Genomic DNA, 13,904 nt, shown 5'->3' with positions numbered 1-13,904 from the left:
ACTAGCGTCGAGCCGCGCATACCGCAAAAGCCGAGTTCCATGGTGACGTCGATCTTTGCTCCTCTCGGATCTTATATGCCGCTCCCCGGGCCTCCCGGAACAGAAATTGCATGGTCTCTAATGTAAGTTGCGGTTGGGAGGCTGGGTGTAATGAACTGGCACAAATCCGATAATTTCGCTCCACTGTTCCTCGTGTTCCATGGTCAACAAAAATACAGGCAGATCCGTTCGCTTCGGCAAATGGCTGAAGTTCTTATTGCCGCCTGGCCCTCCTTTGACGGCGAGGAATACCTGACGGCTGCGAAGATTTGCCTGGATGCGCACCTTGGGACCTGCTCGGTGAACGAGGCGCGGATCGCGTTGATTCGTGCTGCCGCAGAAGCAAATATTCCGGTCATCGCCGTCGTGCCACCAATCTGCGACGAGCAGTCTTCAATTGTGGAAGGAGGCGCTTCGTTAGTGAAAGGGGTTCATTCCGCATAAGTCTGACCAAGATCGGGCTAGCCCCGACGGTACACTCCGTTGCTCTGTGCACGCTACCGCTGCAGGTCATAAACCGCCGGACAACGCCATAAGCCTACGGAATCTTCCGGTAAATCCAAAGCTGGGCCGGAGGAATATTTCGTACCATGAACGCCAAATGGCGCACCTCATAGCCGGCGGGAAGTGCCACGACCGGGGACAATAGGCCGTAGGTTATTTGAACAACCGGTCTCCCGACGGGGACGCGTTCCAACAGATCGAGGACGAGTGCTAGCCTCCGATCCACAGGCAGGTGCAAAAGCGGGATGGCGGAGATGACGCAATCAAACTTGGCGGCTCGTTTCCCACCCAGCGTTAGGTCGAGTGCAAAAGCGTCGCCGCATCGAATATCGACCTGTGGGAAAAGACTTCGCAGATGCTGACAGAAGTCTGGCGAGTACTCGATGGAGGTAAGGTTTTGTGGTGCGATACCGCGTGCCAGAATTGCTTTGGTAATCACGCCTGTGCCTGGACCGAGTTCAAGTACGGGTAGCCCAGAACCGGGATGCACAACGCTAGCCATCTTTCGAGCTGTCACGGCGGAGGTCGGCGCAATTGCACCGACAGCAGTTCGATCACGTTTCCAACCCTTTAGGAAAGCAATTTCATCCCTGAATTTAAGTCCGACACGCTTCCGCATACTCATTGAACTGTCCCTTCATTCGTTACGAAGCCTCATCACGAGCTGTCAGCTGCGAGGCAAAAATGCGCTTGTGAACATCTTTATGAGGCGCCGGACACGAGCAGTGGCACGGAGAGGGGCTTCGCGTCGTCGTCAAGAATTTCGAACCGGTAATGATTGTCTTCGTCGCACGATACCGAGTAGGTCAGTCTGTCGACGACGTTGTTTTGGGCGTCAAAGGTGAGAACCTTGGGCTTGAGTTCCGTGATCTTGTGCTCGGCGAGATAGATCGAATTGCAGATGATAATCTGGTCCCCAGGCTGGCATGTGCGGGCGGCGGCACCGTTTAGGACACAGCATCTGGATCCACGCGCACCTAAAATGACGTATGTGGAGATGCGGGCGCCGGAGTTCTTGTTCCAGATTTCAAAAACTCCATCGGAAGGATCCCGGCCTCTTCGCAGTGAGCGGGGTCGAGTGTGATCGATCCGTGGTAATTGAGATTTGCCTCAGTCACATGGATCCCATGGAGCTTCCCGGCCACCAATTTTCGCATTTTGCCCCTTCGCTATCGGTCTTTTCCGCTCCGTCCGCTGTCGGCTGTCAGGCACTCTAAAGCAGCCGTCGGAAATTGGAGGCTCGCGTCAGAGACTCAAGAAAATAACTTCCAACCAGCTAATTAAGGGGGTGCTATCGGATTGGAGGCGTCGTTAACAGGCCAGAGTATGTCGTTTTGGTACGGTTGGGCAATTATTGCGCATGTCAACGCGCCTAGTCGGCTTGCGCCAGTTTGCTTGCCGTTCAGCAACTCGAAACACTTTCCGTTCGAGCGAGCGTTGATCGTTGACCTCGCCTCACGCCCTCATCGAGACATGTGCAAGATCCCGCGTAACTGGGCCGCCACTATGGATCCACCTATCGCAAGTTCAGGGAAGGCCAAAGAAGCCATCCAGAGGGCTCTTGAAGGATTTGTTCTTCGAGGTGTCGAAGGATGAAGGCACCCGACCACCATGAGGCTCGGGTGCCCTCCCTCAGCAAGCAGAGGTGCGCTTTGCTAGATGCTCTGGGGTGGTGCGAAGAAGCAGTTGAGGTAATCTTCGTTAGGGTGGAGACAGACATGAAACTCCCCGTCTCCCGAAGGCAACTCGTCGCCGTAGGGCACGAAAAACGTGTGTGGTCGTTTGGCGAGGAAGTGGTCGCCCGGATGCAGGATAATTGAGAAGCCACCGCGCATCTTTCGAACGCTTTCGCGCGGAATAGCATCGCAGTCGCCACCCTGGCCACGCCCCCTGCAGCAAGCTGGAGGGTAGGTCCAGCCGGATTCGGCGTCGTGCGCGTCGGAAGAAATACTCGACGTTGCACCGATGAGGATGGTTGCAGCTATCATTGTGAACGACGACGCGGTCATCTGACCCTTCCCCCGATCGTTCAGAACATCGCATTTTACGCCCAAGATGGAGAACGAACAATTCCCGTACCCTGTGTGAAAGAGCTTCGGGATCCGGTTGGACCAGCCGGGCGGTAAAAGCTTGTTCCACCCCGAGGTTTTCGCCACCCTCTAAGCTGTCGACGAGCAGAGAAAGCGCTTCCGGCAGCATCTGCTCGTTCGCGGTAGCGGCGGGTATTCCAGCATGAGTTCCGGTCCGAGTGGGGCGATTCCGAACGCAGGCTCTATGAGGCGAGAGGAGCATTCGCTACGTGTGATCGCGACTGCCCTCTCCTGCCTGCTGTGGGCCGTGATCCACCGCATCACCGCAATCCGATGTCGAAACGATGAAAGCTCTAACCGAGCTCTCGACCTAGCGGCTGCTTTTGACAGACCAGATTGCAATACCCATCAAAGCAAGTCCGGACATTTGAACGAGTGAAAGCGAATGGCCGTAAATCTTCCAATCGATCACAAAAGCCGTCATGGGATATACAAACTGCAGTGCGGCAGTTCGACCGGTGCTTAGGCGAGCAAACCCGGCAAACATTACGACATAGGCAAGACCCGTATGGATCGCACCCAGCCCTGCTAGCCAGGCTATTGTGTCCCAATGGCTGGGCCACCCGTGTAGAACTGGCCACCAAAATGTAAGGACAGCGCCAACTAGACACTGCCACCAAGCGAGGGCGAACGAGCTTACGGATCTCATCACTTTCGTCAGTAATGGAACCCAGGCGTAGACCAACGAGCCCGACAGGCTCATCAGCAATCCATAGAAATACTCTTGATGCCGCGCACCCGTACCCATCACGTCGGTCGTCAGCACCAATCCCGCGAATGCCAAGAGCGCCGCGCCCACCTGCTTTCGGGACACCTTTTCCCGAAGAAGCCACGCACCGAGCGCCATCGTCCAGAATGGCTGGATGTGGAATACGACAGTGGAAACGCCGATTGACGTACGTGGAATCGCTGCGAAATGGAGCGCCCAGCTAATAATCATCAGTACGCCCGTCGCGACAGCGCCGAGTAGGTCCCGTGCCTGCAGCCTGATTTCAGCCAACCGCCTACTCAACACGCCCCAGGAAAGCAGAGCAAGAAACCCAAAAAAGCATCGAAATGCTACCGTAGTGAGCGGGTCTTGGTTTGCCTGGAGCACGAAGATGCCGACCGTCCCAAGGATCAGCCCGCCGAGTACCAAAAGGATCGTGCCCTGGCGTTCCCGCGCGTCACCCGGGACGGTCAAACCGGCAGATGTTGCAAGTGATGTGAGACCCCGTGTGTTCATTGGAAAATAATGGCGCTGGATCGATATCCAGAAAAGCGAATATCTGTTACACGTATCATTCGATAATCGAATTGCCGATGAGATGAACGATCTGCAGATTGATTGGCTTAGAACCTTCGTGGCAGTTGTCGACACGGGCTCCATCACGGCAGCATCCCGTCAGGTTTCCCGTTCCCAGTCGGCAGTCAGTATGCAACTCAAGAAGCTTGAGGAATGCGTAGGGAGTTCCTTGCTAAACCGGGGGCCACGCCACCTGTCTCTGACGCCTCCCGGCTTCGATTTACTCGCTTACGCCCGACAACTGATCGAATTGCACGGCCGCGCCCAGATCGCGATGCGCGGATCAACGGTTTCTGGGAAGGTCGCCGTCGGTGTCCCTGACGACTACGTCGCGAGTTACTTCGCGCCAATTTTGCGGACCTTCGCCAACCGTTTCGCTGAGGTTGAAATATCAGTCGTTTGCGAACCGTCGAGTTCGCTGTTGCCAAGGATCGACCGTGGTGATTTGGATTTGGCACTCGTGACACGCGATATGGCAACCCGAGGGGAGCCAAATCGCGGCATATTCCTTTTCTACGAACCCTTGGTGTGGGTTGCGTCAGACCAGCATGAGGCGTGGCGGAAAAACCCGCTGCCCTTGGCTTTGCACGAATTGGGAAACCGCTTCCGTGGCGAAGTTTTGGCAGGCATCGCGGCGCTTGGGCGTGACTACCGTGTCGTCTATAGTTCACATAACCTAACGGGGCAGTTGGCGGTAGTAGAGGCAGGTTTGGCCGTTGCCGCGCTCGCACGATCCAGCGTTCCCAGTCATTTGAAGTTACTGGATACTCGCCATGGTCTGCCGGAGCTGCCTAAAATGGAGGTAGCCTTGGTTCGCAGCAAAGGCTCTAAGCGCTCTGCGGCGGTCGACGCTATGCACAGCGAGGTCCTTCAAGTGTTGAATTTCCAGCCTTGATTTTATTGTCCCTGGTTGACGCCCCGAGAGGGCGCGATGGCGGCTTTTTCCGATGGGGCTGGATTGTTTAACCACAACTTGATCGAAGGACCATCGATAGCCATGACATGATGGACCCGCTTGCCTGTTGACCAAAGCCTCAAGAAGCGTGTGAGACATGGTCGTTTCCGGGGCAAGTTTTGTGATGACGGCGACCACCCGGTCACAGCAGGTCAGAGCACCGATTGCCTCCCAGCGATTGCCACGCCTTATTGAAAACGGCGTTCAAAATCACAATCTCAAAGTGATGATTGGAGCCTGACGATGCTATACCTAACTCTCGTCCTCGCCTTTTGCGTTTTAACCAGCACATACTTCGTCGGACGTTTCTACGCCGCAAAGACCCGGTTGGTCGAAAAGGCAATTGAGGAAACGATTGAGCGTAAGCTGTCGACATCCCCAATAAGCGCCGAGTTGCACCGCCTGCGGGAAGAGAACGGAGTGATGCGCAACCTGCTGATCGACATGGTGGAAAACGAGGCTTCGCTAGCCGACGCAACCAAAATGTCAGAGGTGGAAAGGACACGCGCGACAAACGCTCGAACACTCCGGCGCCGGGAGGTTTTCGGTGAGGCGATACTCGTGCTTCAGCAGACCAATGGAGGGCGACCCACAGCAGACAGCCTACTGAGCGGGCCCAAAGGCAGGCCTGGTGTGAACGTCATCCATCCGCCAATCTAGGGTGGCTCTCACTTGGAAGCCAATCGCCATACCCCGGAAGATGGGCGATAAACTGTCAGCCCTATCAGCCCGTCCAGGCGTATACGTCCGCTGGCTCTGCTACACCCTTAAGCACGAATGAACCAACATTCCTAAACCCTTTCGGTACCTGTGCTGCGAATGGCCTTGATGCCAGAAGGTTGTGGCCGACCGTATCTGCAACTTTCTCGATCCGGGCCGCTTCGTTGACTGCGCGGCCGATCGCCGTGAAATCGAGGCGGCGGGAGGCACCTATGTTGCCGTAGAAAACCTCGCCAACGTGCAGAGCGATATCGACCAACAGCTGCGGCTCCTCTTCATCGTTGCGCCTTGCATTCAGCAATTGATTGGCTTTCACGGCCATCCGAGCCGACGACAACGCACGGCCACAAGCCTCGGAGGGATCGTCGATGTCAGCAGGGAAAATCGCCAGCAGGCTATCACCCATAAATTTGAGGATCTCGCCACCATTCTCCTCAACCGGCCCGGCAATCGCCTCAAAGTGTTCGTTCAGCCAGCCGACAATCCTCTCCGGTGGCCATCGCTCGTTCAAGGACGTGAAGTCCTTTAGATCGGCAAGCAGAATTGCTGCGTATATCGAGGCGCCATCTCCCCGACGGGTCTGTCCGCTGAGAATGCGACCACTGGTTCGCGTCCCGGTGTAGACGGCTCGCATGTCGGTCGCAACGCGGGTGGTCGCAACGCGGCAGCAAGTCAGTGCCAACGCGGGCATCAAGCGTTCGACGTCTGCAATTTGCCGTTCTGAAAATCCGCCGGGTCCATCGACTGCTATCGAGAAGCCCACGCCACCAAGGGCAGTCTCTCCAGGAAACTCCGCAAGCTTGATCAAGTACTCAGTCGCGCCGAGCTGTGCCAATTCGTCGAACAACGGAAAGCTATTGGTTTCGTTCGCCGGCAGGCTCCACCGGCCGTAGAGAAGGTTATTCGACAGCAGATGGAAGATCGGTGAGCGCTCGAACATCTCCTGTCCCGCGTCATCATGCCCTTGGATGTCAACGGACATGACCGAGTGTGGCGACCACGCGACCGAAAATCCCTTCTGCATCGGGTCGATGGACGGCATTGCAATCGAGGCGCGGACAATCCGATAACCTAAAGCGACCAATCTTGGCCCAAGTCCCTCCATGATCTGCTCGACGCTCCGGCTGGATAGGCCCTCCCCGATGATCCAGTCGATCAGTTCCTGCAAACCCTGCACGAAAAATCCTCCATCATCGCGCATCCACCATAGGCTGGCACTGGATGCCCGGTCGAGAAGGCAAACGAAATCCAAAAGAAAAAAATAAGGCTTCCGACGAGGCGGGCGGTCGTCGAAGCTACCCTTCGAAAGTTCTCAGCGCTTGCGGGCCTTGGTTACAGTCGTGGAAGGCCAGAACCAGGTTTCCTCGCCTATTGCTGCCGCCTCATAGGGATGCGTGTCTCTTCGCGAGATTGATTGGCGGGTCGCGCGGTTTGCGAATGGCTGCGCGGTCGGCCAAAGCAAAAAGGCCGACGCGTCTGTCGCGTCGGCCCCAGTCTGCCGGTTAAGCCGTCGTGAACGGCACGGCTACGAAGGTCGTGTTATTGCCGCGCTGTATCAGCAGCAGCACTGACTTCTTCTTGGCCTTCGCAACATCCGCAACTGCGTTCTTGGCTCCACTGGCATTCTGGATTGTCTTGTCGTTGACCGACAGAATGACGTCACCGGCTTTCAGCCCTGCCGCGGCTGCCGGTTTGTCAGGCGATACATTGGCAACGACGGCACCTTGGACGTCCTGGGAGAGGTCCAGCCGCTCACGAACTTCCGGCGTCAGGTCGACAAGTGCGACACCAATCCGCGGACCGGCTGGGATTGCCTGTTCGGAGCCTTTGGAAGCAGCAAGCTTAGCCATTCCGTCGTCGCTGCTGCCGATCTCGACCGTAAGGTCGACGCTCTTGCCAAAACGCCAAACCGTAACGGTTTTCTTGTCACCAGGGGTAAGATCCGCCACGAGCCGCGACAGATCCTTCGGTGTCGACACCGGCTTTTCGCCGACCGACGTAATGGCATCGCCCTGCTTGATACCGGCGCGAGCGGCGGGCGAGTCTTTCGAGACGTTTGCAACAAGCGCGCCAGCCGGATTTGCCAGATCGATCGCGTCCGCAACTTCCTGCGTCACCGGCTGGATCTGGACACCGAGGTAGCCGTGATCGACGTCGGCGTTCTGAGAATTGGCGACAACAACCTTTGCCTGATCGGCCGGAATGGCGGATGCGGCAAATGCAGATGATGTTTCGAGGGAAAGGGAGGCCGCGCCGATCATAATGGCCGCGCCCAGAAGAGCCGCAGATCTGCGGCGATTGACAATGCTTGTCACGATTTCGGTCCTATTAAATTGCTTCACCGCGTAAAGCCTCTCAGCGAAGCTCAACGCTTGGCAAGGATATGAAGACAGCCAATTATGTTTGCAAATTAAAAGTATATTACAGTTTCATTGCCAATAAGTAATGTATTAAAATAATTTAATACTTGATGGCAAGCTTTTGCAACTGAAGCGATGTATTAGCCTTCAGGAGGCTGGTGTTGCACCGTCCGCCCTGGTGGCAAGGTTTTCGCCGCAAGGGGCGACCACCTCCAAGACGGTGCGGTCGCCGTTGACCGCGCACAGCCAAGAGTGAGACGACCTCCGACTGCCTCGTTGTCCTGATCCCCGCTGCACGATTTTCGCCGAATTCACGGAACCGGGACTTCCAGTCCAGCCTTGATGCGGTCCATCGCGACAAACGTCCGGAAACGTTTGACGTTGTTGTTTCCGAAAAAGAGCCGCCGGGTCAGGGATTCATATTCCTTCATGGATGGTACGACGACGAGGAGGACAAAATCTGCTTCGCCGGTCACATAGTAACACTGCTGGATTTCGGGGGTCGCCGCGAATTCCCGCTTGGCGCTTTCTATTTGCTCCGCGGTCTCGCTGATCACCTCCACTTCAACGAAGATTGTGATCGGATGCCCCAGTGCAGCGGGATCGACGATCGCGACATTTGCCTTGATCACACCGGTTTCCGTCATCTTCTTGATCCGGCGCTGAACGGCTGGAGCCGACAGATTGACCGCTTCGCCGATCATTCTCTGCGGCGTGAGGTTGTCCCTCTGGAGGAGGGCGAGGATTTTGCGGTCGAAGTCATCCAAAATGATCTTCTGCGCCAGCGCACCCATACTTTTTCGCTCCCTTGACGAAACAAACTTGCAAATCAGACCCGAATATTCAGCGCACGATGCGGAGGCAATGCAATATATTTTCCCCTCGAACCCGAGCGAGGCCCCCATGTTTCTCATAAATTCGAATAGCGCCTACAAGTCTCAGCTGGACCCACGGGACGCGGAAGCTCTTGGCCCGGTGGCTGCCGCGGAGGTCGAGAGATTCCTGTCGCACCGCCAAAACAACGCGAAGACGCCCTTGGTGTCCCTCGGCGGCCTTGCCCGCAAACTCGGGGTGTCGAGCATCCATATGAAGGACGAAGGCTCCCGGCTCGGCCTTGGCAGCTTCAAGGCGCTTGGCGGTGCCTACGCGGTGATGCGTCTTGTGCTCGAGGAGGCAAGCAAATGCCTTTCCAGACAAGTCGATGTAACTGAACTTGGTTCACCGGAGGTCCTGGCCGTGGCAAAAACCATGACGGTTGCATGTGCCACCGACGGCAACCACGGACGTTCCGTGGCCCAGGGGGCGCAGACCGTTGGCGCACGTGCCGTGATTTTCGTTCACTCGGGCGTCAGCGACCAACGGGTGGCGGCCATCGCAGGATTTGGCGCCGACGTGTGTCGCGTCGAGGGAACCTACGACGACTCTGTCAGGGAAGCGTCCAGGGTTGCGATCGAGCGTTGCTGGACAATCGTGTCGGATACGTCCTGGCCTGGCTATGAGCGCATTCCAAGCCTTGTAATGCAGGGCTACACCGCGATATTCCGCGAGGCACTCAGGGAGTTGCAGGACCCGCCGACCCATGTTTTCGTTCAGTCAGGGGTTGGCGGCATCGCTGCTGCGGCAGCCGGCTATCTCGCGCTTGTCATGGGGGACACACGCCCGATCTTCACAGTTGTTGACCCCGAACGTGCAGCATGCATCGTCGAGAGCGCCAGGGCCGGGCATCCGGTGACGGTCGACCACGGTGAGCCGACAATCATGGCCATGCTCGAGTGCTACCAGCCGTCCCTGGTAGCCTGGCGCATCCTCTCGCGTGTGGCAGACGCGTTCATGACCGTAGACGAACACGACGCAGTCACCGTCATGAAGAGGCTGGCCTATCCGGTCGTGGGAGACCCCGCCGTCGTGGCGGGCGAAAGCGGTGGCGTTGGCCTGGCGGGATTGATCAGGGCCATCGGTGATCGGCAGATCAAGGCCCATTTGCGGCTTGGAGATCAATCGCGGGTCCTTGTGATCAACACCGAAGGAGCGACCGATCCGCTCAAGTATGAGGCGATCGTCGGGGAAGCAGCCGGATCGATTTTGTCGAGAAACGCAGGGACGCCGGCATGACTGGATCATCGGTCAATGAGGAACGCTTGCTCGGACGTCTCCGTGAACTCGGCTCCATCGGCAGAGACAAGGATGGCCGCCTTGTCAGGCTTGCGGCGTCCGACGCGGACAAGCACGGCCGGGATCGCTTGATCGCCTGGATGCAGGAAGCCGGGCTCGATGTCGCAGTCGATCGGATCGGCAACATCTTCGGCATCTGGGCGCCGATACAGGCCGACGATACAGCAAAACCGCTGATGCTGGGGTCTCATATCGATACTGTGATCAATGCAGGGGTGTTTGACGGCTGTTACGGTGTCCTCTCGGGACTGGAAGTCGTAGAAACCCTGAAATCGGAGGGCTTCAATCCAAACCGACCTATCGCGATTGCTGCATTTACCAACGAAGAAGGCGTGCGCTATGCGCCTGACATGATGGGGTCGCTGGTCCATGTCGGCGGACTTGATGTCGATGAAGCGCTTGCCACCGTAGGCACCGATGGATCTGTCCTTGGTGAGGAGCTTGCCCGAATTGGCTATGCCGGACCCCAAGAGCCCGGTTTCCTGCAACCGCACGCCTATATCGAACTCCACATTGAACAAGGGCCGATCCTCGAGCGCGAGGAGACGCCGGTTGGGGCCGTCGAGAATCTGCAGGGCATTTCCTGGCAGCGAGTAACCATCGAAGGAGATGCCAACCATGCAGGCACGACACCCATTTCCCTGCGCCGCGATGCCGGCTTGGCAGCAGCGCGCGTCATCACCTTTGTGCGCGACCGGGCGACGGCCTCGAACACCCCTACGGTTGCCACAGTCGGGTGCATGGAGTTCGAGCCAAACGCAATCAACGTGATCCCCTCAAAAGCGACATTCACGGTTGACTTGCGCGATCCCGATGAGGAAAAACTGTTGGCGGAAGAAGCTGCCTTGGCAACATACCTCGATACGATTGCAGACGATGAGCAGGTCACAATCACCACGAAACGTCTGGCAAGATTTCAGCCGGTGACATTCGACAGCGGCATTGTGGCGGCGGTCGTGGAGGCTGCGACGGCCCGTGGATTGAAATCGAAAAGGATGACTTCCGGTGCAGGGCACGATGCTCAGATGATCGCCAGGATCGCACCCTCGGGGATGATTTTCGTACCCAGTATCGGCGGCATCAGCCATAACCCCAAGGAATTCACGCCCAACACCGATCTGGTCGCAGGAGCCAATGTGTTGCTTGACGTGGTCCGCAATCTCACCGCACCGGAGAACTGATCTGATGATCGACATTGAGACGCTCCATGCCGAAATGAGTGAGTGGCGGCGACACCTCCATGCCAATCCAGAATTCGGTTTTGCGGAGCAAGCCACGGCTGCGTTTGTCGCCGACAAACTTAGAACATTTGGCCTCGATGAGGTCGCCGAAGGCGTCGGTGGTACCGGGGTTGTCGGAACCCTCAAGCGAGGGACCGGCAACCGCGCCATCGCCTTGCGAGCCGACATGGACGCCCTGCGCATCACCGAGCAGGGCGACATGCAACATAAATCCCGCAACTGCGGGCTCATGCACGCCTGTGGTCACGACGGTCACACCGCCATGCTCCTCGGAGCCGCGAAGTTGCTTGCCGCAGAAGGCGGTTTCGACGGGACGGTCCGCTTCATTTTCCAGCCGGCCGAGGAATGGGGCAAAGGCGCACTGGCGATGATGTCCGATGGTCTTTTCGAGAAATATCCGTTTGATGAAATCTATGGCATCCACAATATGCCGGGTCTTCCTGTTGGTTATTTCGAGACAAAACCTGAAGAATTCATGTCGGCGGAGGACAATTTCGAGATCACGCTCAAGGGCGTGGGGGGACACGCCGCCCGACCGCACTGGGGCAGCGAAGTCCTGGTCGCCGCCTGCGCCATTGTCACCAATCTGCAGACGATCGTCGCGCGGCGCATCGACCCGGCCGACATCGGCGTCGTATCCGTCACTGAGCTTATCACCGACGGTACCAGGAATGCCCTGCCCGGCATGGCACGCATTCTCGGTGATGCACGCAGCTTCCGCAGGGAGATCAGCGAGCGCATCGAGCAGCAGATGCGGATAATCGCGCAAGGCACTGCGCTTGCCTATAATGTCGAGGCCGATGTCCGTTACACGCGTGAATTCGTTCCACTCATGAACGACACCGCCTTGGCTGACGAAGCCATGGCCGTGGCGGTGGAATTATATGGCGCGTCGAACGCAAGGGTCGCATCAAAACCGATGACGGGATCAGAAGATTTCGCGCAGTTCCTCAGCCGGGTTCCTGGGTGCTTCGTCTTCCTCGGCAATGGCGAGACATCGGCTCCGCTCCACAATCCGAATTATGACTTCAATGACAACGGCCTTATCCATGGCATGCGATTTCATGCAGCAATAGCGCGTCGACGCCTGGCAAATTGACCAACGCGACGGCAATTGCAGGCAAATTTTCGCCATCCAGGGTCTAGCGCCTTGCCACGCAAGACGATGATGGCAACGTGCGACGAAGTGACGTTGGTCCGCCGGTCTTTCCGAGCCCAACGCGGGCGACCTCAATCCCAAAAATCGAGCCAAATGCCCTGCGGTCGTTCTCTGCCTGGACCGAGAAAGGATCGGTGAAAAGTGCGCTTTGCGCCATGTGCGAGGAACGATGAACCCGGCGCGCAATTTCCCGCCCGTTCAAGTCGGCTCGCTTCCCTTTCTCACCAATTCGTCACCGAGCCATCCCGGCGTTTCAGATGAGGCGCCTCCCAGAATTCAAAACTCTGCCTGGCAATCAACTCCTCGTTCACTTCGACCCCCAGGCCGGGCGCATCGGAAACTGGATAGCAGGCAGCCTCAAGCCGTGGCTGGACAGGAAAGAAGTCAGAATTGTCAAAACCCAGATGCGTCTCCGCGGGGCTCGCCCGCGTTTCCAACCAGGCAAAATTCGCAACGGCGGCGCAGAAGTGGATCGTTGCAGCCGTGCATACCGGGCCGAGTGGATTGTGCGGCATCATGTCGACATAGTGAGCCTCGCTCCAGCCGGCGACCTTCATCGATTCAGTCAGACCGCCGACGTTACAGACATCTACGCGATTGAACTGGTGAATGTCGCGCTCGATGAAGGGCAGGAACTGCCACTTCGACGAGAACTCCTCGCCGATCGCAAACGGAACATCGGTCATTCGACGCAGCGCCTCGTAGGCGCCCGGTGTTTCGTCGCGGATCGGCTCCTCGAGGAAGTCGAGTGTGCCCTTCGGCATCTTCTGGCAGAAGCTTGCAGCTTCAGCAACCGTCAGGCGATGGTGATAGTCGATGCCCAGCACGATTTCCTCGCCCAGTGTTTCCCGAGCCTTGACGCACCATTTCGCTGTCATCGCGATATGTTCGCGGGGCTCGTAAATCTCCTTGTGCTCGTGACCCGAGGGTGAAAGCCGCATGGCCCTCCATCCATGCTCGACCAGCATCTGTGCCTGCTCGATCATCGCTGGCCCAGGCTCCGCGAAGGTCGTCGCAAAGGTCGGTATCCGGTCGCGCTGCTTGCCGCCGAGCAACTCGTAGACAGGCACGCCAAGCGCTTTGCCCTTGATGTCATGGAGCGCGATGTCGATCGCCGAGATCGCGGCCTGCAATACGCGACCGCCCTCGAAATACTGGCTGCGATACATCTCCTGCCAGAGCGCTCCGATCTTGAACGGGTCGCGGCCACGCAAGAATTCCGCATAATGTTCCAGCGCACCGACGACCGCCTTCTCGCGGCCCGAGAGTCCACTTTCGCCCCAACCGAAAATCCCGTCGTCGGTCTCGACCTTCACCAGAAGCTGGTTGCGAATGCCAACCTTGACGGCGTAGCTCTTGATTGCTGTGATCTTCATGTC

At 57.5% G+C, this 13,904-nt stretch carries 12 protein-coding genes and 1 pseudogene; 5 read left to right on the top strand and 8 right to left on the bottom strand.

Annotated features, from left to right (window positions below; genetic code table 11):
• The first annotated feature begins 150 nt into the window (after positions 1 to 150).
• A complete protein-coding gene (locus tag C934_RS31630) occupies positions 151 to 483 on the top strand; it encodes a DUF982 domain-containing protein (protein ID WP_018855690.1) in 333 nt (110 codons plus the stop codon).
• A gap of 94 nt (positions 484 to 577) precedes the next feature.
• On the opposite strand, the gene pmtA is transcribed toward C934_RS31630, so the two are convergent.
• The 4 genes and pseudogenes from pmtA to C934_RS0105405 form a co-directional block, all read right to left on the bottom strand.
• Positions 578 to 1,168 (bottom strand): phospholipid N-methyltransferase PmtA, encoded by a 591-nt coding sequence (gene pmtA, locus C934_RS0105420; protein WP_018855689.1) that lies wholly within the window; start codon positions 1,166 to 1,168, stop codon positions 578 to 580.
• Between the two features lie 77 nt (positions 1,169 to 1,245).
• Positions 1,246 to 1,700, bottom strand: a pseudogene (gene panD / locus C934_RS33505) (aspartate 1-decarboxylase).
• A gap of 498 nt (positions 1,701 to 2,198) precedes the next feature.
• Positions 2,199 to 2,552, bottom strand: a complete 354-nt coding sequence (locus tag C934_RS33500) for a hypothetical protein (RefSeq protein WP_083929822.1) — start codon at positions 2,550 to 2,552, stop codon at positions 2,199 to 2,201.
• 391 nt (positions 2,553 to 2,943) lie between these two features.
• On the bottom strand, positions 2,944 to 3,858 hold the full coding sequence (locus C934_RS0105405) for a DMT family transporter (protein WP_018855686.1): 915 nt from the start codon (positions 3,856 to 3,858) through the stop codon (positions 2,944 to 2,946).
• 82 nt (positions 3,859 to 3,940) lie between these two features.
• Between C934_RS0105405 and C934_RS0105400 the strand changes: the two genes are divergently transcribed.
• Positions 3,941 to 4,813, top strand: coding sequence for a LysR family transcriptional regulator (locus tag C934_RS0105400; RefSeq protein ID WP_018855685.1), 873 nt, complete (start codon positions 3,941 to 3,943; stop codon positions 4,811 to 4,813).
• A 784-nt stretch (positions 4,814 to 5,597) separates the two neighbouring features.
• On the opposite strand, the gene C934_RS0105390 is transcribed toward C934_RS0105400, so the two are convergent.
• The 3 genes from C934_RS0105390 to C934_RS0105380 form a co-directional block, all read right to left on the bottom strand.
• Positions 5,598 to 6,770, bottom strand: a complete 1,173-nt coding sequence (locus tag C934_RS0105390; RefSeq protein WP_018855683.1) for an adenylate/guanylate cyclase domain-containing protein — start codon at positions 6,768 to 6,770, stop codon at positions 5,598 to 5,600.
• 325 nt (positions 6,771 to 7,095) lie between these two features.
• On the bottom strand, positions 7,096 to 7,908 hold the full coding sequence (locus C934_RS31620; protein WP_245267908.1) for a PDZ domain-containing protein: 813 nt from the start codon (positions 7,906 to 7,908) through the stop codon (positions 7,096 to 7,098).
• A 356-nt stretch (positions 7,909 to 8,264) separates the two neighbouring features.
• Positions 8,265 to 8,747 carry an Lrp/AsnC family transcriptional regulator gene (locus C934_RS0105380; protein WP_018855681.1) on the bottom strand — a complete coding sequence of 161 codons (483 nt, stop codon included), beginning with the start codon at positions 8,745 to 8,747 and terminating at the stop codon, positions 8,265 to 8,267.
• 109 nt (positions 8,748 to 8,856) lie between these two features.
• On the opposite strand from C934_RS0105380, the gene C934_RS0105375 reads away from it, so the two are divergent.
• From C934_RS0105375 to C934_RS0105365, 3 genes are read left to right on the top strand one after another with little or no spacing between them, the layout of a single operon-like run.
• The gene (locus C934_RS0105375) at positions 8,857 to 10,065 is read left to right on the top strand and encodes a diaminopropionate ammonia-lyase (protein ID WP_026371580.1); all 1,209 of its coding nucleotides are present in this window, start codon (positions 8,857 to 8,859) and stop codon (positions 10,063 to 10,065) included.
• Positions 10,062 to 11,306: a Zn-dependent hydrolase gene (locus C934_RS0105370; RefSeq protein WP_018855679.1), complete on the top strand. Its 1,245-nt coding sequence runs from the start codon at positions 10,062 to 10,064 to the stop codon at positions 11,304 to 11,306. The genes C934_RS0105375 and C934_RS0105370 overlap by 4 nt, the downstream gene beginning before the upstream one ends.
• Before the next feature lie 4 nt (positions 11,307 to 11,310).
• Complete coding sequence (locus tag C934_RS0105365) at positions 11,311 to 12,465, top strand: amidohydrolase (protein WP_018855678.1); 1,155 nt, start codon at positions 11,311 to 11,313, stop codon at positions 12,463 to 12,465.
• A gap of 281 nt (positions 12,466 to 12,746) precedes the next feature.
• Here C934_RS0105365 and C934_RS0105360 read toward each other — a convergent pair whose 3' ends face one another.
• Entirely contained in the window at positions 12,747 to 13,901 is a 1,155-nt protein-coding gene (locus C934_RS0105360) for a mandelate racemase/muconate lactonizing enzyme family protein (protein WP_018855677.1), read from the bottom strand.
• Positions 13,902 to 13,904 lie beyond the last annotated feature (3 nt).

The sequence above is a fragment of the Rhizobium sp. 42MFCr.1 genome (assembly GCF_000377185.1).
GTDB classification, from domain to species: Bacteria; Pseudomonadota; Alphaproteobacteria; order Rhizobiales; family Rhizobiaceae; genus Rhizobium; species Rhizobium altiplani.
The sequence above is the reverse complement of the archived record's forward strand: the minus strand, read 5'-3'. Positions and strand labels throughout refer to the sequence as shown.

What these genes read in the sequence shown, in the direction of transcription:
- C934_RS31630 (WP_018855690.1), top strand. Translation starts at nt 151, where the DNA reads ATGAACTGGCACAAATCCGATAATTTCGCTCCACTGTTCCTCGTGTTC.
- pmtA (WP_018855689.1), bottom strand. Translation starts at nt 1,168, where the DNA reads ATGAGTATGCGGAAGCGTGTCGGACTTAAATTCAGGGATGAAATTGCT.
- C934_RS33500 (WP_083929822.1), bottom strand. Translation starts at nt 2,552, where the DNA reads ATGACCGCGTCGTCGTTCACAATGATAGCTGCAACCATCCTCATCGGT.
- C934_RS0105405 (WP_018855686.1), bottom strand. Translation starts at nt 3,858, where the DNA reads ATGAACACACGGGGTCTCACATCACTTGCAACATCTGCCGGTTTGACC.
- C934_RS0105400 (WP_018855685.1), top strand. Translation starts at nt 3,941, where the DNA reads ATGAACGATCTGCAGATTGATTGGCTTAGAACCTTCGTGGCAGTTGTC.
- C934_RS0105380 (WP_018855681.1), bottom strand. Translation starts at nt 8,747, where the DNA reads ATGGGTGCGCTGGCGCAGAAGATCATTTTGGATGACTTCGACCGCAAA.
- C934_RS0105375 (WP_026371580.1), top strand. Translation starts at nt 8,857, where the DNA reads ATGTTTCTCATAAATTCGAATAGCGCCTACAAGTCTCAGCTGGACCCA.
- C934_RS0105370 (WP_018855679.1), top strand. Translation starts at nt 10,062, where the DNA reads ATGACTGGATCATCGGTCAATGAGGAACGCTTGCTCGGACGTCTCCGT.
- C934_RS0105365 (WP_018855678.1), top strand. Translation starts at nt 11,311, where the DNA reads ATGATCGACATTGAGACGCTCCATGCCGAAATGAGTGAGTGGCGGCGA.
- C934_RS0105360 (WP_018855677.1), bottom strand. Translation starts at nt 13,901, where the DNA reads ATGAAGATCACAGCAATCAAGAGCTACGCCGTCAAGGTTGGCATTCGC.